The organism is Gardnerella sp. c11Ua_71 (assembly GCF_055818025.1).
In genome coordinates this window covers 106,472-125,057 of record NZ_JARFVR010000001.1, presented here as the reverse complement: position 1 = coordinate 125,057, position 18,586 = coordinate 106,472, and the positions used below count along the sequence as shown (strand labels likewise).

Sequence of the window (18,586 nt, the reverse complement as noted above, 5' to 3'; positions counted from 1 at the left end):
CATGCCGTTGTATAACGATGAGGCTGTAGTTCTTAAGACTTTTCCTTTAGGAGAAGCGGATAGAATTGTAGTTATGCTTACTAAAAAGCATGGTAAGATTCGTGCTGTTGCAAAAGGTGTTAGGAAAATAAAATCTCGTTTTGGGGCGCGTTTAGAACCTTTTATGCGTGTGAATGCACTTTTTGCTACTGGAAGAACTTTTGATGTTGTTTCTCAAGCAGTTTTAGTTTCTGCTTATGCTGAGAGCATTTGTGCTGATTATGATTTGTATAGTCGTGCTAGCATGATTGCTGAAATCGCAGATGATTTGGTTTCGTCTTCTGCACAGTATCAGGATTCTTGTATGCAATACAATCTGCTAGTTGCAGCCTTATCTGCTCTTTCTAGGGGATTGCATAGTGCTGATTCAATTGGATTCTCATATGTTTTAAGAGCGTTAAAACTAGCCGGCTGGTCTCCTATGCTTAATGAATGCGTAGTTTGTGCAACTAAAGATGATTTATCATATTTTTCCTCTTGTTCTGGAGGAGTTATGTGTTCTAAAGATCATGATTTGCAGTCAATTAAGTGTAATGATTTAGCACGTTTTCAAATGATTTCTTTGATTAATGGCGATTGGAAGAATATAGACGGAACAGATATTGATTATTTAACGTATAGATGCGTTGAGCAGTGGTGTGAATATTATCTTGAGCGTCCAATTAAATCAATGCATTTATTAGAAAATAATATGTGATTTAATATAGCTTTTTTAGCGTCTTATTTAACGTTTTTGTGAACGTTTTAGTGAGCGTTTTTGTTAATTTTTTGTTTGAATTTTATAATAATTGTCCTCGCTGTCTGATGCAATAATGATTGATATCAGACACGGGTGCTCTTTCAAAGAGCTGAGAAGATTACTGTCTAACCGTTTAACGTGATTCGGTTAATGCCGACGTACGGAGTTTTCTGCAGGGTCGCCTTTGTTTGATAACTGATAATGAAAGGAGACCCTAATGGGTGCATCTGTTGAAGAAGAAACCGTGCGTCCATCTTTGCGATGGAATGTAGCTGATATTACGCTCACGGTTGTTGTAGCTGTAGCTTCTGGTATTATCTTCTGGGGTATCGGTTTGATTAGCGAGCCTATTTCTGCTGCTCTTAAGCTTATTCCAGTTCCAGGAGTCAGCGCATTGTACTACGGTTTGTTCTATTTTGCTGGTCCTTTGGCTGCTATTATGGTTCGCAAGCCAGGTGCAGCATTGTTCGGTGAGTTTATTGCTGCAATGGTTGAGTTGACTGTTGGAAGCCACTGGGGTGGTATCGGTACCGTTCTTCCTGGATTTGTTCAGGGCTTGTTCGCTGAATTTGCATTCTTGTTCTTCATGTATCGCAAGTGGAATGTTGGCTTAAGCGCACTTTCTGGCGCATTAGCTGGTTTGGGTGGAATCGTTTCAACCTACCCGTTCTACTATGCAGGTGTTCCAATCTTTGGTTCATTCATGGTGATTCACACTATTTGCAGCATGATTTCTGGTGCTGTAATCGGTGGCGTTTTGATGTGGTACTTGTATAAGGGTATTGCTGCCACTGGCGCATTGAGCCGCTTTGCTTCTGGCAAAGAAGTGCGCGCCTGATTTTACGGGTAAGATTACAAGTAAAATCAACTTATAAATTTGATTTGTGGGCGGGGATTAATTACCTCGCCCATTTTTGTAAAGTCGCAAGTTAAATCGCAAGTTAAGTTGCAAATAAAAGTCAAAATAAAATCACAAATAATAAAATCACAAATCACTATAAAACAAAGGAGTTAATATGCTAAGAGTACGTCTTGAATATGTGCATCCATGGACGAATCACGCAGGTATGTATCTTGCAAGAAAGCGCGGATTGTATGCACAATACGGATTAGATGTAGAGTTTACAAGCACAGATACAGAGCGCGGCGATGTTCCAGCATGTTTGGAGCGTGGAGAAGTAGATATAGCTCTTGTTCGTTTAAATCAACTTTTGGCTCATCAAAATGGTGCAAACAGGCTAACGTCGTTTGCTGTAATGAATCAATCGCAAATTGGTGGAATCATAACAAATAAAAACACGGGCATTACGCGATTTAAAGATCTAGAAGGAAAGCGCGTAGTAATTCCTATGGGCGTTAAGCGCCTATACACGGAGCTTCAGCAGGCGGTTGCTGCCGACGGCGGCGATTTTAGCAAGCTGATTACAATTGACCCAGGCCCATGGGAGCCAGACATTAGAGCAGTAGAACGCGGAATGTGCGATGCTTTTATTAACGTAGCTTGGTGGGAGCCATATCAGGGTTCGCTTCCATTTGATCAAGTTGTTGTTCTTCCATTCGATTCTATTGGCGTAGCGCCGCATCATTCTTACTATGTTTGCGCTCGCCAAGAGATGATTGAGCGAAATCCGCAATTAATACGTAACTTTGCAAGCGCAACAGTTAAGGGCTATGAGATGGCAGGAAAAGACCCTCAGGCTGGTGTTGATGCTTTGCAGAATGCGCTTTGCCATATTAGCCCAGAGGCTTTGCGTGCCTCGCTAGACGAAGTGATTCCGTCTTGGTACGACAAGAATGGTCGTTGGGGCACGGCAGACATGGCTTTGGTGGAAAACTACACTCGTTGGATGGGTGAAAATGGCCACTTAAGCGTGCCTCTTGATTGCGCGCTAAAAAGTTTAGAAAACGGGTGCGTAACAAACGAGTATTTGCCAGAATAGTCGTTAGTTTTGCAATAGTTAGTTTTGCATAAGCAAAGTCGCCAGCAGCCGCACATGAGCTAGTTGGCGTCAAATAATTCTGCAAAAAAATGCGCGAAAATCAATGAGCCTGTAGCCAAATATCTGTAAATTGGAGCGAATATGGAAAACGAAAGCAACGACCCTCAACTAGATATTGTTGCTCAAAGATGGGCAAATGTTGATTTAGATGAGGCAAATACTGTGTGCTCGCTTTTAGAGGAGTCGCTAGAAGTAGATTGCGTTTTAAGCCATAGTTTGCGCCCGATGGCTGCAGGTTCATTGCTTCGCGCGCATTACAAAGATAATGCATCAAAGCAATCTAAAAGTTTGGACGTTTATATTAAAAGATGCAGCACAAAAGTGAGGCAAGCTAGCACAATTAGACCGTATCATCGTTTTGCTGAGCATCTTTTACAAAACAAAATAAGCACGCCAAAATACTTGTATTTTAATAAAAATAGCGAGACTTCATTATCAGAATTATTAGGAAAAAATGTTCAAATAGACGATATTTGCGTAGACGGAACTCTTCTTGTAATAGGCGATTGCGCTTACGAAGTTACTTTAAAAGCTAGTGGAGAAGACCGATACAAAGACGCGTACACTTGGGATCCGCCTAAAACGTGCGAAGAATCCAAAAATCTTGGAGCGATGATGGCAAAAATCGCCTTAGCTTCACAAAGTTTTGACGAGCCAAATCCTAAGGAAATCAACGCTTTTCAATCAAGATTTAGTCTTTGTGCAAGCGAAGACGTGCAAAGTGATGCCGAAGTTTGGTTAAAAAATAGGCCCGATTTAGCGAAATTCTTAAAAGAACAGAATCGTGATTTTGTAAAAGATTTAAGCGAATTTGCTCCAACATGCAAAAAAATTTACGATTTGGGGTACGCGAATCTAAGAAAGCAGTGGACTCATGGAGATCCGCATATATCTAATTTTATGTGGGAAGGTAGTGCTCCAAGCGCAGTATTTGACTTTGGAATGGCGTATAGAAACACAGCAATCTACGATTTAGCAATGACTTTGGAACGCAACACAATTCAGTGGGTAGATATTGCGAATGGCAAAAAAGATTCATTTAGAACAGACTTAGTTAAGTCAATTTTGCAAGGATATGCTATCGTTCGACCATTAACAGATGTTGAAAAAGAGTTGCTTCCGCTTATTCTTAGCGTAAGTCAAATTGAGCAATGCGTAGAATTTGTAGACTATTATTTAAAGTCAAATGGATCTTACGACTTTAAAATTTGGGGCTACGATACTGGGTTCTTAGAGCACGCTAGATGGTATAAATCTAGTTACGGAGAGCAATATTTAAACGCTTTAATAGAGATTTTGCGAGAAATATAAATATAGAGGATTTTGGCGGATTTTAGTGTGCTTTTATAACGGATTTTTTAGCGGATATTGCAGGCTTTTATTGAGATTTGCAAAACGGGTTTAAGTATTCGTTCAATGGGGTTGTTAGATTTTAACTATGAGTTTTGAAAACGTTGACTACACTTCGTTAAATATTCCAGCAGCTCCATTTAGTGATCCTAGCCGCGTGCCAGATTTTCCTAAAGGTAAAGTTCCTCGACATGTAGGCGTGATTATGGACGGCAATGGCAGATGGGCTAAAGAGCGCGGAATGATTCGCACCGAAGGGCATAAAGCGGCGGAGCCAGTGGTTTTCGACACTATTGCAGGAGCCATAGAAGCAGGTGTTCGCTATTTGAGCTTGTACACGTTTTCTACGGAAAATTGGAAAAGATCTCCTCAAGAAGTGCATTTTTTGATGGGATTTTCTAGAGATATTATTCACCGCAGAGTTGCGCAAATGAACGAGTGGGGAGTGCGCGTGCGCTGGGCCGGAAGACGGCCAAAATTGTGGAAGTCTGTTATTGACGAGTTGGAAAAAGCTCAAGAGATAACGAAAAATAACACTACGATTGACGTTGTTTTTTGCTTAAACTATGGTGGTCGCGCGGAAATCGCAGACGCTTGCGCGGCAATTGCTAGGGAAGTTAAAAGCGGCAAAATTAAGGGCGATCGCATTAGTGAGAAGATGATTGCGGAACACTTGTATAACCCAGATATTCCAGATTGCGATCTTGTGATTCGCACTTCGGGAGAGCAGCGCACTAGCAACTTTCTGCCTTGGCAAGCGTCTTATGCTGAGCTTGATTTTGTGCCAGAACTTTTCCCAGATTATGGTCGCGAAGCGCTGTGGAGGTCAATTGACCGTTATGCGCATCGCGACCGCAGATTTGGTGGCGTAAAAAACGCTTAAACTTATCTGTTAGTAGAATTAATTTATTAGTCGCAAGCTAGCCATGCGCAAGCTGCAACAACAGCTGATTCAAGTCCACGATTTAGAGTTGGTTGCAAATCTGGAGCAAAAGCTGGATTGTGGTTTCCTGGAGCATTTTTCATGTCTTCAAATCCACCTAATCCCCAGTATGCGTAAGGTGTATTGAAAGCATTTGCAACAATAGAAAAATCTTCAGAAGCAGACTGTTTGCTGATTTGTACAGAATTTTCACCAAAATATTCGTCGAAAGCTTTGCGCACGCGATAAACTGATGCTTCGTCATTATTGGTTAATGGATAGCGGTCATAGTATGTAAATTCTGGTTCCTTTGGGCATCGTGCTAGATTGCACTCTCCGCGCACAATTCGCTCAATGGCAGAGTGAACAAATTTTTGAGTATCTTCGCTATAAGTTCTTGTGTTAATTAAAAGCTCGGCATCATCAGGAATAATATTCGACTTACTTCCAGCGTTTATTGCGCCGACTGTAACTATTGCGTAATCTTTAGCATCTACTTCACGAGACACAATCGTTTGCAATTTCAACACAATAGACGAAGCTAAAACCACAGGGTCAACGCTTAATTCTGGCATAGATCCATGAGATCCTTTACCAAAAATGTGTACGCGAATTGAAGATGCGGTAGTTAAAAATGCTCCTGATTTAATACCAACTGTTCCTGCAGGAATTGCTGCAAGAACATGCTGACCAAGATAAACATCTGGCTTTGGAATAATGCGTGTAATGCCATTTTCTACCAAGCTTTTTGCGCCTTGAGCTGTTTCTTCTCCTTGTTGAAACACTCCAATGTAGGTTCCATGCCATGCTTCTTTATGATTGTTAAAAGCTTGTAAAGCTCCAAGTAAACTTGCAATATGAAAATCGTGACCGCAAGCGTGTGAAACTCCAACTGTTTTACCATTTTCATCTTGTGTTGTAACTGTTGAAGCGTAGTCTTTTCCTGAATTTTCTTTAATTGGAAGCGCATCGATATCCGCTCTCATAGCGACAACAGAACCTTCGCCGTTTTTAATCTCTGCCACAACGCCTGTTTTTCCAACTCGCTTTGTTTCAATCCCAGCTTTGCTAAGAATATCAATAATTGTTTGAGCTGTATGATCTTCTTTCATTGACAGTTCAGGATGTTGATGAAAATATTTGTATTGTCTTTCTCGTTCTGATTGGGTTTCACCTAAATCGGATAATATTTTCTGAACTGCCGTAAGTTGCAGCATAAATTCCTGCTTTCTTTTGCTTTATTATAACTTTGTTGAGTTTTGAGATTATTTGATTTTAGTTTTATTTTTCTTTATCTCGTTCTTCAAGAATCTTGTCTACAAGAGCAGCTTTTGCGTCGATTTGATCGCTAAAACCAGGGCGAATGTCTAACTTTAAAATAACGCCTGTGCGATAGCCTTTTTCAACAAGAACCATAGTTGCGTCTTTTACAACGCGCATAACATCGTCGAATTCGCCTTCGATATTTGTAAACATTGCGTTCGTTTCGTTTTTTAAGCCAGAATCACGAATCACTTTAACGCAATCTGCTACATATTCGCTAAGTTCTTCGCCAACTCCGCTAGGAGCAATGCACAATGCTGCAACTGTATTAGTTTTGTGGCAATTCTTGTTATTGCAAGTATCGCAAGTATTGTTATCAGTGTTTTCGCTCATTTTAAATCCTCTCAAAGTGAAAAATATGTGTTGCAAAATTATGCTTATACTTTATTGTATTCGTTTAGCTTATATATGATGCTTATATATGTTGCTTTAGCGTCACAGGGTTTTTCTATAATAAACACCGTTTTCACCCAAATTTTCTAGATTTACGAAAAAGGTGTATTGTGGCTGTTTCAAAGCTTGATGAAGTCGTATCCTTGGCTAAGCGTCGAGGATTTGTGTTCCCAGCTGGCGAGATTTATGGTGGTACGCGTTCTGCTTGGGATTATGGTCCTTTGGGCGTTGCGTTAAAAGACAATATTAAGCGCGAATGGTGGCGTTATATGGTCACTACGCGTGGCGATGTTGTTGGAGTGGATACTTCTGTTATTTTGCCTTCCCAAGTTTGGGTTGCGTCTGGTCACGTTTCTGTGTTCAATGATCCTTTGATTGAGTGCTTGAATTGCCATAAGCGTCATCGTGCAGATAAGCTCGAAGAATCCTATGCCGAAAAGCACGGCGACAAAATGCCAGAAAATGGCTTGAAAGACATTGCTTGCCCAGATTGCGGCACTCGCGGAAACTGGACGGAGCCTCGCGATTTCAACATGATGCTTCGCACGCATTTAGGACCAGTTGAAGACGAAAACAGCTTGCACTACTTGCGCCCAGAAACAGCTCAAGGCATTTTTGTTGACTTTAAGAACGTTATGACTGCTACACGCCAAAAGCCACCATTTGGCATTGCGAATATTGGTAAGTCTTTCCGTAATGAAATCACTCCTGGAAACTTCATCTTCCGCACTCGCGAGTTTGAGCAAATGGAAATGGAGTTCTTCGTAGAGCCTGGAACAGACGAAGCTTGGCATCAATATTGGATTGATACACGCGTAAATTGGTATGTTGATTTGGGTGTAAAGCCTGAAAATTTGCGTATGTATGAGCATCCTAAAGAGAAGTTAAGCCATTATTCCAAGCGCACTGTAGATATTGAATACAAATTCGGCTTCCAAGGATCTGACTGGGGAGAGCTTGAAGGTATTGCAAACCGTACCGACTACGATTTGTCTGCTCACGCTAAGCATTCTGGCGAGGACTTGAGCTACTTCAATCAGGCTACTGGCGAAAAGTATGTGCCTTACGTTATTGAGCCTGCTGCTGGCCTTACGCGTTCGCTTATGGCATTCTTGGTTGATGCTTACGACGTTGACGAAGCTCCAAACACTAAGGGCGGAGTCGACAAGCGTACTGTTCTTAGACTTGACCCTCGCTTGGCTCCTGTTAAAGCTGCAGTTTTGCCTTTGAGCAAGAAGCCAGAATTGCAGGCTGTTGCTCAAGATTTGGCTGCGGATTTGCGCCAGCACGATTGGGTTATTGATTACGATGAGTCTGGTGCTATTGGTCGCCGCTATCGTCGTGAGGATGAAATTGGTACTCCTTTGTGTGTAACAGTTGATTTTGATACTTTGGAAGATCATGCTGTAACGATCCGCGAGCGCGACACTATGCAACAAGAGCGCGTTTCCTTAGACAAGGTTGCAGATTACGTAGCAAGCCGCATTAACGAAAAGCGCGTTAAGTATCCGCAAGGTCCTGTAGAGATTGTTGGTACTAGCGCTGCAGACGGTGGTGTGGATGTTTCTAAAGAAAACGGTGTTGATGAATCGCAGCCTGTAAAGATTGCTCAGGCTGGCGGCTTGTATTAATACTCGTATAGTGAAAAATCGCTAATAAACAAAAACAAAATATATTAAAGTGAATGGAGTTAAAGCAATATGGATTTTTCTATTAAACCAGTAGATTTAGGGAAAATTCATATTGCAACTCCTGTTGTTTTATCTCCAATGGCTGGTATTACTAACTGGCCTTTTAGAGTGATTTGCCGCGAATATGGTCCGGACGGGCTTTACGTAGCAGAAATGATTACAGCTCGCGCATTAGTTGCAAGGAATCCTAAAGCCTTGCGTTTATGCCGTTTTGCGCCTAACGAAAAAGTGCGTTCTTTGCAACTTTACGGAGTAGATCCTTCTATTGTAGAGCTTGCTGCTCGAATTGTTGTTGATGAGAACATGGCGGATCACGTTGACTTAAACTTTGGATGCCCAGTTCCTAAAGTTACAAGGCGCGGCGGCGGTTCTGCTCTTCCTTGGAAAACAGATTTGCTTCAAGAGATTTTGCATCGTGTTGTTTCTGTTTGTGATCCAGCAGGAATTCCTGTTACAGCTAAATTCCGCGTTGGTATTGACGAAAATCACGAGACTTTTATGCAAGCTGGTCATATTGCGCAAGAAGAAGGATGTGCTGCTGTAACTTTGCACGCGCGTACCACTGCAGAATATTATGGTGGTCATTCTGATTGGAGCCGTATTGCTGAGCTTGTAAATGCTTTGGATATTCCTGTTTTTGGTAATGGCGATATTTGGGGTGCGGATGACGCTCTTGCAATGTTTAAAGAAACAGGATGCGCAGGCGTTGCTATTGGCCGCGGATGCCAGGGGCGTCCTTGGATTTTTGCTGATATTCGTTCTGCTTGCAATGGAAGCAACGATCGCGTTAATCCAAGTCTTGGGCAAGTTTGCAAGGTGATTTTAAGACATCTTGAGCTTTTAGTCGAGTTTTATGATGGCGACGAGCGAATGGCTGTTCATGACTTGCGCAAGCATATTGCTTGGTATTTAAAGGGTTTCCCTGTTGGAGGTGGAACTCGTAAGAGTTTTATGGAATGTGAGTCTATTGAGGATGTTCAGCGTAATATTGATGCGTTAGATTCTTCACTAAAACTCCCTGAACAAGTTTTAGACACGCCGCGTGGGCGAGTTCGTTTTGCAAAAAAAGTTCATTTACCATATGGGTGGTTGGATTCTCGAATAACATCTCACAGTGAGCGTGAGGAGTTGTTTGGCGATGATCCAATGGATGCAAGTTACTAGGTTTTACTAGTGTTTTCTAGGGTTTTTGAGTATATAAAACATAATATAAACTACTGCTTAATATTTTAAACTTTTGTTAATAAAACGCATTAATGATTTGCGTATAGCACGGTGTATTATCGAATCGGTGACATTTTTTCAGTTTTTATTCATAAAACGCCGCCATTATCGAGCGTTTTGCGCTAAAGTAATGCGTAAACGTGCGTGTGAGTGACAGGAGACAACGGTGAGCGAGATTGCCCAGACTGACAATTTCAACGACAAAACCATAATCAAGGTAGTCGGCGTCGGTGGAGCCGGTGGTAACGCCGTCAACCGAATGATCACCGAGGGTTTGCAGAACGTAGAATTTGTGGCTATTAACACTGATGCCAAGGATTTGTTGCGTTCTGATGCTGACGTGAAGATTTCATTATCTGACGCTTCGAGTCGAGGATTAGGAGCAGGTGCTGACCCAGAAAAAGGCGCTAAAGCTGCTCAAGATCATCAATCTGACATTGAAGAAGCATTAAAGGGCGCCGATATGGTGTTCGTAACCTGCGGAGAAGGCGGTGGAACTGGTACGGGTGCAAGCCCTATTGTTGCCCGCGCTGCACACCAGCAAGGTGCTTTGACAATCGCAGTAGTTACGCGTCCATTCGGTTTTGAAGGACCTCAGCGTGCTGCATCAGCAAAACTTGGTATTGAGAATCTTCGTAAAGAAGTAGACGCTTTGATTGTGATTCCAAACGATCGTTTGTTGGAAATTTCAGATCGAACCATCGGAATTATTGAAGCTTTTAAGACTGCAGATACCGCATTGCTTGCAGGCGTTCAGGGTATTACAGATTTGATTACCATGAATTCTTATATTCATGTTGATTTCTCTGATGTTACCGCTGTTCTTCGCGGTGCAGGAACTGCGCTATTTGGTATTGGTGCAGCGAAGGGTGAAGACAGAGCTACGCAAGCTGCAGAAATTGCTATTAGCTCTCCATTGCTTGAAGAAAGCATTGAAGGTGCTCATGGTGCTTTGATAAATATTGCTGGTCCAAGTGATTTGAAGCTTCAAGAGGCAAGTGCTGCAACAGAGCTTGTTCGTAAGGCAATACATCCAGAAGCGCAGATTATTTGGGGTCTTTCTTTGGACGATTCTTATGGAGACGAGGTTCGTGTTACTGTTATTGCAGCTGGTTTCGATTCTCATCCTAAGTCTGAAGACAGCAAAGCAGGTGCTTTCGTAGATATGCAGGCAGGAGTCGATCCTGTGGCTCCAGCTCATTCCACTACTACTGCTCCTTCTAAGCCTGTGGACACTGTTGAAACCGCGGAACCTGTTTCTTCTATGTTTGATTCTGTTGATCCAGTTAAGCAATATCAAACACAGGCTACTCAAGTGAAGCCTCAAGACGAACCAGACGAGCTGGATATTCCTGATTTTCTGCGTTAAGCATAACTAGGGGAGGGCATCTTAATGGCTGGTTTTATGAAGAACATGATGTCTTATGTAGGCATGAGTGATGTTCAGGACGACGATGATTTCGTTGATTCTCAAACACAGGATACTTCGTTTGACAACGACCACAGTGTTGCTCCTATGAGCCTTCATAATGGTGATGTTGCACAATCTGGTAATGGTGCTTCTACTCGATCTAATGCAGGTCGTATGAGTCGCATTACTACGATTCATCCAAAATCTTATGAGGATGCGCAATTAGTTGGAAGAGCTTTAAGGGATGGAACACCAGTTGTCTTGAATCTTACGGGTGTTAGTGAATCCGTTGCATATCGCATAGTTGATTTTTCTGCTGGCGTTGTGTTTGGTGTTCGCGGATCTATCGAAAGAGTAACTCCTAGAGTGTTTCTTTTAAGCCCTTCTCAAGTAAATATAAAAGTTGAAGATGCTCCTAATGGCGGATCTGCTCGCGACTTATTCTCCTAAAGCTAAATAGCATGAGACTAGTCGCAAGCAACCGAACATTCGATTGCTACGCTTAACTTGTATTTAAGGCAGGTATCTTTTAGGTATCTGCCTTAAATTTATACTTATTCTGTACTTATATTTTGGTTTACGATTAACTTAGCTATTGTGTAAAATTATTGAAAATAATTTAAAGGAAAATCTTAATGAATTTTGTAATACGCTTAATACTAATTTTGAATATTTTTATAAACGCTTATCTAGTAATACTGTTTATTCGCGCAGTTTTAGATTGGATTCCGTTTATATTTCGTTCTTTTAAACCAAATGCGATTTTGCAAAAATTCACTCAAATCATATATTTTATGACAGAACCACTTTTAAGATTTGCGCGAAAATTTATACCACCAGCAAGATTAGGTAGCATAAGTTTAGACGTGAGTTTTATGGTAGTGTACTTTTTGTTACTAGTTTTGCAAATGTTTTTGAACATGCTTTACTGATGCTTATTAATCACGATTTTTAATGAAGCGACACGTTAGTTATTAATTTAGAAAAATATTGGTAGATTTCGTAAAAAAATAATCGCTTTTTACACAATTTTTTCTATAGACGTGATAGCATCGAATAGATATATCAAAAGGGCTGCGCGCCCAAAAGTGAGGTGTAATGCATTATGGCTCTGTTAACGCCTAAAGACATTCGCGAGCATACCTTCCAAATCGTTCGATTCAAGGGAGGCTATGATGTTGACGAAGTTGATGACTTTTTGGATCAGGTTACAGAAACAATAGAAGCGCTTGGTCAGCAGGCAGTGCAGGGGCTTGGAGCTTCCACGCAGTCTCTTGGCGCCGATGTTGCTAGCTTGAACAATAAGATTTCTGATTTGACAAAGCAAGTTGAATCTTTAACAAAAGAAAATAATGATTTACGTGAAGCATCCAGCAGCGCGAACAAGAATGACAATGATCTTGCAGCAAAGCTTAAGGAAGCTGAAGAAAATAATCGTGCATTGAGCGAGCAGAATCAGCAGCTCAAAGAGCAGCTGGATGGTTTAGGTGCTCAGGTAGATCAGCTCACAGCACAGGCTGCAAATGCTGATAATGCTAAGGCAGACGCTGATAAGAAAGTTCATGAAGAGCTTGAAAACGTTACTCGCGAACGCGATGACTTTAGAGCAAGTAGCGAGAATTTGGGTCGCGAATTGGAAGAAGTCCGTCAACAGCTTGTTGTAACACAGCAGGAAAATGCAAAGGTTCAGGATTTGTCTCGTCAACTTGAAGAATCTCATAAACGTGAAGAGCAGCTTCGTGAGCAGGTTGCTAAGATGGAGCCAAGCACGGAAACAGGTAGCTTGCAAAAGATTGCAGGTGCTGGTGCAGAAGTGGGCGGTTCTGAGCCAGAACGCGCTACAGCAATGTTGACTCTTGCAATGCAATTGCACGATCAGTATGTAGATAAGGGTAAGGCTAAGGCAACTCAGATAGTCGAAGAAAGCCAAGCTCGATATAACGAGATCGTTACTAAGGCAGACGATTATTCTAATCGTACTCGTAGCGAGGCTGATGAATACAATAAGCAGACTCGCGGGGATGCGGATGATTACTCTGTTCGTACTCGTAGCGATGCAGACGCTTATGCTGCTCGCGCTCACAACGAGGCAGATGCTTATTCTGGTAAGGTTCGTCAGGCTGCAGATGATTATTCTAAGCAAACTCACGATCAGGCTGATCAATATGAGTCTGAAGTTCAGCATAGAGCAGCGGATTATGATTCCACTACTCGTACTGCTGCAGATGCTTACGCTCGCCAGGTGCGTGAGAATCTTGAAAAGCAGACTAAGGTTATTGAAGGAAACATTCAAAGCCTCAAGCAGTTTGAAACTGAGTATCGTACTCGCTTGACTGACTTCCTTGGTCAGCTTGTTGCTCAAGTTTCCGATGAGAACACTTACAGTTCTATGGAAAATCAGGATCAACAGGATCAAAAGTAGTTATACTAAATCCAGTTAGATTGGAAAAATACATTGACGCATTGTGATATGCGTGTAGAACGGCTGCGTAATCGCGCAGCCGTTTTTGCACTGATTGCTTTTATTGGAGTGGTTTTAGACCGCATAACCAAAGTTTGGGCATTAGCAGCGCTTAGTGGAGGAAAAAACATTGATATTCTTCCACATTTGCTCTCTTTTACTCTTGTTAGGAATCCTGGAGCATCTTTTGGCTTAGGCTCTTCTTTTACTTGGGTTATTAGCGTGTTAGCTTGCGTTGCATGCGCTGCTATGATTGCGGTTGTTAAGCACACAAAATCTTTATATTGGACTATTGCGCTTGCTTTAGCTTTTGCTGGAGCTTTTGGAAATCTTATTGATAGAGCGCAATATGCTCAAGGCTTTTTGGACGGAAAAGTCGTAGATTTTATAAACTACGGATGGTCCGTTGGGAATGTTGCAGATATTGAGCTTATGTTTGCAGGAATTGCAGTTATATGCCTTATTTTGATTGGGATTCCTCTTATAGAGCGCGCTGATGAGTGATATTCGTTTTACAGTTACGAGTCAATTTGCTGGATGCAGGTTCGACGTATGTTTGTCGAAACTTATGGGAGTATCGCGTGCAAACGCAATATCGCTAATCGATAGTGGCAAAGCAAAAATCTTAGATAGAAAATCACAAAAATCCTCAACTTTGCAAGATGGGGATGTGATTGTTATAAATCAAGAGGAAGTTGAGGATCAAAAACAAAAGTCAACTAGCAAATCCACTATATGCGATATTCCAATAGTTTATAATGATGAAGATATTGTTGTAGTAGATAAGCCTGTTGGAGTTGCAGCGCATTCAGCAAAAGGCTGGGATGGTCCAACAGTGCCAGAATGTCTAGAGGCAAGCGGTGTTGAAATAAAAACAACCGTGTGCGATGAATCCAGAAAAGGAATCGTAAGCAGATTAGACGTTGGAACAAGCGGATTAATGCTGGTTTGCAAAACAGATTTTGCGTATGAAGAAATGAAAAAACAGTTCGCAAATCATAGTGTGAAGAAAATATATCACGCTTTAGTCCAAGGAAATCTTAAACAAAATAAAGCTACAATTGATGCGCCAATTGGGCGAGCAAAAGTTTCAGATTTTCGTTTTACAATAACTAAATCAGGTAAGCCTGCAATTACGCATTGGGATGTTATAGAGCGTTTTAAGGGAGCGACTTTAGTGAAAGTCAATCTGGAAACTGGCAGAACACACCAAATTCGTGTGCATTTTTCGTCAATAGGACATCCGGTAGTGGGCGATCCTATGTATGGCGCAAATCCTCAATTAGGTGAAAAATTAGGGCTTTCTAGACAGTGGCTTCATGCAATGAGTCTAAAATTTAAGCATCCTCGAACGGGAGAACTTATTAAAGTTGAATCGAAGTATCCGTTAGATTTGCAACACGCTTTACACGCCATACAAGAATTGTAAAAGTAGAGTTATTTAGTAAAACAGGTCATATTGCATCTATAGAATAGCCACTATGGCTAGGTTGGAAACAAACTTCGTACACTTACATAATCACACGCATTATTCGCTTTTGGATGGTGCTTCGAAGATACCAGACCTAGTTGCACGTGCAAAAGAATTAGGTATGCCAGCTGTGGCTATTACAGATCACGGAAATATGCATGGTGCATACGAAATGTGGAGTACTGCTGTAAAAGCTGGAATTAAGCCGATTATTGGAATCGAAGCTTATGTGACCCCTGAAACAGCCAGACAAGACAAGAGCAGAGTGCATTGGGGAACTGAAGCGCAAAGAAGCGACGATGTTTCTGGCGGCGGTTTGATTACGCACATGACAATGTGGGCTGAAAATGATGAAGGCTTAACAAATCTACTCAAAGCGTCTTCTATAGCTAATTTAGAAGGTCGCGTAATGCGATACCCTCGAATGGATAAAGATGTGTTATCAAGGTATTCTAAAGGGGTTATAGCGTCTTCTGGATGCCCATCTGGTATTATCCAAACGCGTCTTCGTTTAGGTCAATTTGATGAGGCTTTACGCGCTGCAGGCGAGTTTCAGGATATTTTTGGGCGCGATAATTTCTTTATAGAATTAATGAATCATGGGCTTTCTATCGAAACGCGCGTTACTAAAGATTTGCTTGAGATTGCTAAGCGTCTTAATGCGCCTCTTCTTGCTACAAACGATTTGCATTACGTGCACGAAGAAGATCGCGAAGCGCAAGATGCAATGCTATGCATTAATTCAGGATCGCGCTTGGATGATCCAGACCGTTTTAAGTTTGATGGCTCTGGATACTATTTAAAATCTGCCGAGCAGATGCGTGAATTGTTTAAAGAGTTTCCAGAGGCTTGTGACAATACGCTAGAAATTGCCCGTCGTTGTAACGTTATGTTCGACGATGGTGAAGATGGCGCTTTTATGCCGCAATTTGATTGCCCTGAAGGTTGGGATGAGACTTCGCTATTCCTTAAAAAAGTTGAAGAAGGATTAGAGCGTAGATATAACAACAATGTTCCTATGGAAGTCTTAAAACAAGCAGACTACGAGTGTGGTGTTATATGTCAAATGCAGTTCTGCGGATACTTCCTAGTTGTTGCGGACTACATAAATTGGGCAAAAGCACATGGTGTTATGGTTGGTCCTGGACGTGGTTCTGCAGCAGGCGCAATGGTTGCGTATGCTATGGGAATTACTGAGCTTGACCCAATGAAGCATGGTCTGATTTTTGAACGATTCCTAAACCCAGAGCGAGTATCTTTACCAGATATTGATGTTGACTTTGACCCAGATGGTAGAGCCAAAGTTTTGGAATACGTCGGTGAAAAATATGGAAGAGATAAAGTAGCTCAATGCGTGATTTATGGAACGATTAAAACAAAGCAAGCATTGAAGGATTCAGCTCGAATAATGGGCTACGAGTTTTCCGTTGGAGAAAAAATTACAAAAATTCTGCCTCCTCCAAAAAACGGAAAAGATATGAGTTTCCACGATATTTTTGATGAAAAATCAAAGAGATACGCGGAGGCGCGCGAGTTTCGCGAAATGTATGACACTGATCCAGATACGAAGCGAATTACCGAAGAGGCAAAAGGTATTGAAGGTTTGATTCGCCAAACTGGTGTTCATGCTTGCGCAACAATCATGGGCTCGGAGCCGATTACTGATACTTCGCCTCTTTTGGAGCGTACTGATGGAACAATAACAACAACGTTCGAGTATCATACTTGCGAAACGTTGGGCTTAGTGAAAATGGACTTTTTGGGTCTTTCCAACTTAACAGTTATTAGGGATACGCTTAAAAATGTTGAGCATAATGGTAAAGAGCCTATTGATTACACTAAAATTCCGCTTGACGATAAGGAAACATATCAGCTTCTTGCTAGGGGAGACACTTTAGGAGTCTTCCAGCTTGATTCCGACGGTATGCGCGCTCTTCTGCGCACACTTAAGCCAGATAACTTTAACGATATTTCGGCTTTGATTGCACTTTATAGACCAGGCCCTATGGATATGGATTCTCACACTAACTACGCCAAGCGTAAGAATGGTTTGCAAGAGATAACGCCTATCCATCCTGAAGTTGCTGAGCCGCTAAAAGATGTTCTTGGCGAAACATATGGTTTGATTGTTTACCAGGAGCAGGTGCAGTCAGCTGCGCGTATTTTAGCTGGGTATAGTCTTGGTAAAGCAGATGTTTTGCGTCGAGCAATGGGTAAAAAGAAGCCAGAAGTGTTGGCTAAAGAAAAAATCCCGTTCTTTAAAGGCATGAAAGAACATGGTTATTCAGAAGAAGCTGCACAAGCTGTTTGGGATGTTCTGGTTCCTTTTTCTGGTTACGCGTTTAACAAGGCTCATTCAGCCGCATACGGTTTGATTTCTTATTGGACTGCGTATTTGAAAACGCATTATCCTGTGGAGTTTATGGCTGCATTGCTTCAAAACGAGCGCACGAATAAGGATAAGACAGCGCTCTACTTGGGTGAAGCTAGACGCATGGGTATTCGTGTTTTGCAGCCAGATATTAACGAGTCTGTTCTTGAATATTCTGCAGTTGGAGATGTAGTTCGTTTTGGACTCGGAGCTGTTAGGAATGTTGGTGATAAAGCCGTTAACGATATTATTAGCGAAAGAGAAAGCGATCGCGGAAAGTTTATTGATTTTAAGGATTTTGTAAACCGTGTATCTTTTGCCGCTTTGAATCGTAGACTTGTTGAATCTCTTATTAAATCTGGTGCTTTCGATTCAATTAATCCTTGTAGAAGAGCTATTTTTGAAATTTGTGAACCACTAATTGACTCTGTTATTTCTATTAAGCGCAGACAGGCAGGTGGTCAGTTTGATCTTTTTGCTGATCTTGATGATTCCGATAGTGATCTTGGAGATGCTCAAATCAACATTCCAGATGTTGAAGAATGGGATAAAAAAACGAAGCTAAACTTTGAGCGAGAAATGCTTGGGCTTTACGTTTCGGATCATCCTTTGAGTGGTCTTTCTGCTGTGTTGGCTGGTCTTAGGGAAATGTCGATTGCTCAGCTTTTAAATCGCGCTAAAACTATGGGCGAAAATCAGCAGGTAACTCTTGCAGGCCTTGTGACTAGCGTAGACAGGCGAGTATCTAAAAAAGGTAATGCTTGGGCGATTGTAACTATTGAAGACATGGAAAGTTCAATACAATGCATGTTCTTTGGTAAGGTCTATGAGTCATCTGCTGCAGAACTTGCGATTGATCAAGTTGTGAGAATTAGGGGACAGGTAGAGGTTCGAGACGAAACAGTGTCTTTAAGAGCAACTGAGTTTGAAGTTCCAAGCTTAGAGGCGGAAGATGCTCAGCCTGTTACAATTGTTCTTCCTTTGCAAGCATTAGAAAAGTCACGTATAAAAGAGCTTGAAAATATTGTTACAAGACATCCTGGTTGTTGCGAAATGAATCTTGCTTTGATTGATTCTAGAGGATGCGCAAAAGTGTTATCGTTTGGAGATAGATTTAGAGTTAAGCGAGATACGTCACTTTTTGCAGAGATCAAAATATTGTTTGGTCCTAATTGTTTGCCAAGCGCGTAG

16 protein-coding genes and 1 riboswitch are annotated in these 18,586 nt (G+C 41.6%); of the genes, 14 read left to right on the top strand and 2 right to left on the bottom strand.

Annotated features, from left to right (window positions below):
- Position 1 precedes the first annotated feature (1 nt).
- From recO to P0106_RS00610, 5 genes are all read left to right on the top strand, one after another.
- Complete coding sequence (gene recO / locus P0106_RS00630; RefSeq protein WP_004115648.1) at positions 2 to 736, top strand: DNA repair protein RecO; 735 nt, start codon at positions 2 to 4, stop codon at positions 734 to 736.
- A 121-nt stretch (positions 737 to 857) separates the two neighbouring features.
- A riboswitch (TPP riboswitch) is annotated at positions 858 to 960 on the top strand.
- 35 nt (positions 961 to 995) lie between these two features.
- Complete coding sequence (locus tag P0106_RS00625; protein WP_004112368.1) at positions 996 to 1,616, top strand: ECF transporter S component; 621 nt, start codon at positions 996 to 998, stop codon at positions 1,614 to 1,616.
- Positions 1,617 to 1,794: 178 nt separating this feature from the next.
- Positions 1,795 to 2,718 (top strand): ABC transporter substrate-binding protein, encoded by a 924-nt coding sequence (locus tag P0106_RS00620; protein WP_009993809.1) that lies wholly within the window; start codon positions 1,795 to 1,797, stop codon positions 2,716 to 2,718.
- 141 nt (positions 2,719 to 2,859) lie between these two features.
- Positions 2,860 to 4,089 carry a phosphotransferase enzyme family protein gene (locus P0106_RS00615; RefSeq protein WP_473730312.1) on the top strand — a complete coding sequence of 410 codons (1,230 nt, stop codon included), beginning with the start codon at positions 2,860 to 2,862 and terminating at the stop codon, positions 4,087 to 4,089.
- Positions 4,090 to 4,216: 127 nt separating this feature from the next.
- Positions 4,217 to 5,011: an isoprenyl transferase gene (locus P0106_RS00610; protein ID WP_004112377.1), complete on the top strand. Its 795-nt coding sequence runs from the start codon at positions 4,217 to 4,219 to the stop codon at positions 5,009 to 5,011.
- A gap of 26 nt (positions 5,012 to 5,037) precedes the next feature.
- On the opposite strand, the gene P0106_RS00605 is transcribed toward P0106_RS00610, so the two are convergent.
- The gene (locus tag P0106_RS00605) at positions 5,038 to 6,267 is read right to left on the bottom strand and encodes a M20 family metallopeptidase (protein WP_285070413.1); all 1,230 of its coding nucleotides are present in this window, start codon (positions 6,265 to 6,267) and stop codon (positions 5,038 to 5,040) included.
- Positions 6,268 to 6,331: 64 nt separating this feature from the next.
- On the bottom strand, positions 6,332 to 6,706 hold the full coding sequence (locus P0106_RS00600; RefSeq protein ID WP_285064449.1) for an MTH1187 family thiamine-binding protein: 375 nt from the start codon (positions 6,704 to 6,706) through the stop codon (positions 6,332 to 6,334).
- A 170-nt stretch (positions 6,707 to 6,876) separates the two neighbouring features.
- Here P0106_RS00600 and P0106_RS00595 point away from each other — a divergent pair, with 170 nt between their 5' ends.
- The 9 genes from P0106_RS00595 (at position 6,877) to dnaE (ending at position 18,586) form a co-directional block, all read left to right on the top strand.
- Entirely contained in the window at positions 6,877 to 8,397 is a 1,521-nt protein-coding gene (locus tag P0106_RS00595) for a glycine--tRNA ligase (protein WP_473730311.1), read from the top strand.
- Positions 8,398 to 8,466: 69 nt separating this feature from the next.
- Complete coding sequence (dusB, locus tag P0106_RS00590; RefSeq protein ID WP_102720628.1) at positions 8,467 to 9,621, top strand: tRNA dihydrouridine synthase DusB; 1,155 nt, start codon at positions 8,467 to 8,469, stop codon at positions 9,619 to 9,621.
- A gap of 226 nt (positions 9,622 to 9,847) precedes the next feature.
- Entirely contained in the window at positions 9,848 to 11,050 is a 1,203-nt protein-coding gene (gene ftsZ, locus P0106_RS00585; RefSeq protein ID WP_004112391.1) for a cell division protein FtsZ, read from the top strand.
- Positions 11,051 to 11,074: 24 nt separating this feature from the next.
- Positions 11,075 to 11,542: a cell division protein SepF gene (locus tag P0106_RS00580; RefSeq protein WP_004112394.1), complete on the top strand. Its 468-nt coding sequence runs from the start codon at positions 11,075 to 11,077 to the stop codon at positions 11,540 to 11,542.
- Between the two features lie 185 nt (positions 11,543 to 11,727).
- The gene (locus tag P0106_RS00575) at positions 11,728 to 12,024 is read left to right on the top strand and encodes a YggT family protein (protein ID WP_004112397.1); all 297 of its coding nucleotides are present in this window, start codon (positions 11,728 to 11,730) and stop codon (positions 12,022 to 12,024) included.
- A gap of 173 nt (positions 12,025 to 12,197) precedes the next feature.
- The gene (locus P0106_RS00570) at positions 12,198 to 13,514 is read left to right on the top strand and encodes a DivIVA domain-containing protein (RefSeq protein ID WP_004112400.1); all 1,317 of its coding nucleotides are present in this window, start codon (positions 12,198 to 12,200) and stop codon (positions 13,512 to 13,514) included.
- 48 nt (positions 13,515 to 13,562) lie between these two features.
- Positions 13,563 to 14,057 carry a signal peptidase II gene (locus P0106_RS00565; RefSeq protein WP_014554707.1) on the top strand — a complete coding sequence of 165 codons (495 nt, stop codon included), beginning with the start codon at positions 13,563 to 13,565 and terminating at the stop codon, positions 14,055 to 14,057.
- Complete coding sequence (locus P0106_RS00560) at positions 14,050 to 14,982, top strand: RluA family pseudouridine synthase (protein ID WP_473730310.1); 933 nt, start codon at positions 14,050 to 14,052, stop codon at positions 14,980 to 14,982. The genes P0106_RS00565 and P0106_RS00560 overlap by 8 nt, the downstream gene beginning before the upstream one ends.
- Positions 14,983 to 15,034: 52 nt before the next feature.
- Positions 15,035 to 18,586, top strand: coding sequence for a DNA polymerase III subunit alpha (gene dnaE, locus P0106_RS00555; protein ID WP_004115626.1), 3,552 nt, complete (start codon positions 15,035 to 15,037; stop codon positions 18,584 to 18,586).

Coding starts and splice junctions, on each gene's coding strand:
- recO (WP_004115648.1), top strand. CDS start 2: ATGCCGTTGTATAACGATGAGGCTGTAGTTCTTAAGACTTTTCCTTTA.
- P0106_RS00625 (WP_004112368.1), top strand. CDS start 996: ATGGGTGCATCTGTTGAAGAAGAAACCGTGCGTCCATCTTTGCGATGG.
- P0106_RS00620 (WP_009993809.1), top strand. CDS start 1,795: ATGCTAAGAGTACGTCTTGAATATGTGCATCCATGGACGAATCACGCA.
- P0106_RS00615 (WP_473730312.1), top strand. CDS start 2,860: ATGGAAAACGAAAGCAACGACCCTCAACTAGATATTGTTGCTCAAAGA.
- P0106_RS00610 (WP_004112377.1), top strand. CDS start 4,217: ATGAGTTTTGAAAACGTTGACTACACTTCGTTAAATATTCCAGCAGCT.
- P0106_RS00605 (WP_285070413.1), bottom strand. CDS start 6,267: ATGCTGCAACTTACGGCAGTTCAGAAAATATTATCCGATTTAGGTGAA.
- P0106_RS00600 (WP_285064449.1), bottom strand. CDS start 6,706: ATGAGCGAAAACACTGATAACAATACTTGCGATACTTGCAATAACAAG.
- dusB (WP_102720628.1), top strand. CDS start 8,467: ATGGATTTTTCTATTAAACCAGTAGATTTAGGGAAAATTCATATTGCA.
- P0106_RS00580 (WP_004112394.1), top strand. CDS start 11,075: ATGGCTGGTTTTATGAAGAACATGATGTCTTATGTAGGCATGAGTGAT.
- P0106_RS00575 (WP_004112397.1), top strand. CDS start 11,728: ATGAATTTTGTAATACGCTTAATACTAATTTTGAATATTTTTATAAAC.
- P0106_RS00570 (WP_004112400.1), top strand. CDS start 12,198: ATGGCTCTGTTAACGCCTAAAGACATTCGCGAGCATACCTTCCAAATC.
- P0106_RS00565 (WP_014554707.1), top strand. CDS start 13,563: ATGCGTGTAGAACGGCTGCGTAATCGCGCAGCCGTTTTTGCACTGATT.
- P0106_RS00560 (WP_473730310.1), top strand. CDS start 14,050: ATGAGTGATATTCGTTTTACAGTTACGAGTCAATTTGCTGGATGCAGG.
- dnaE (WP_004115626.1), top strand. CDS start 15,035: ATGGCTAGGTTGGAAACAAACTTCGTACACTTACATAATCACACGCAT.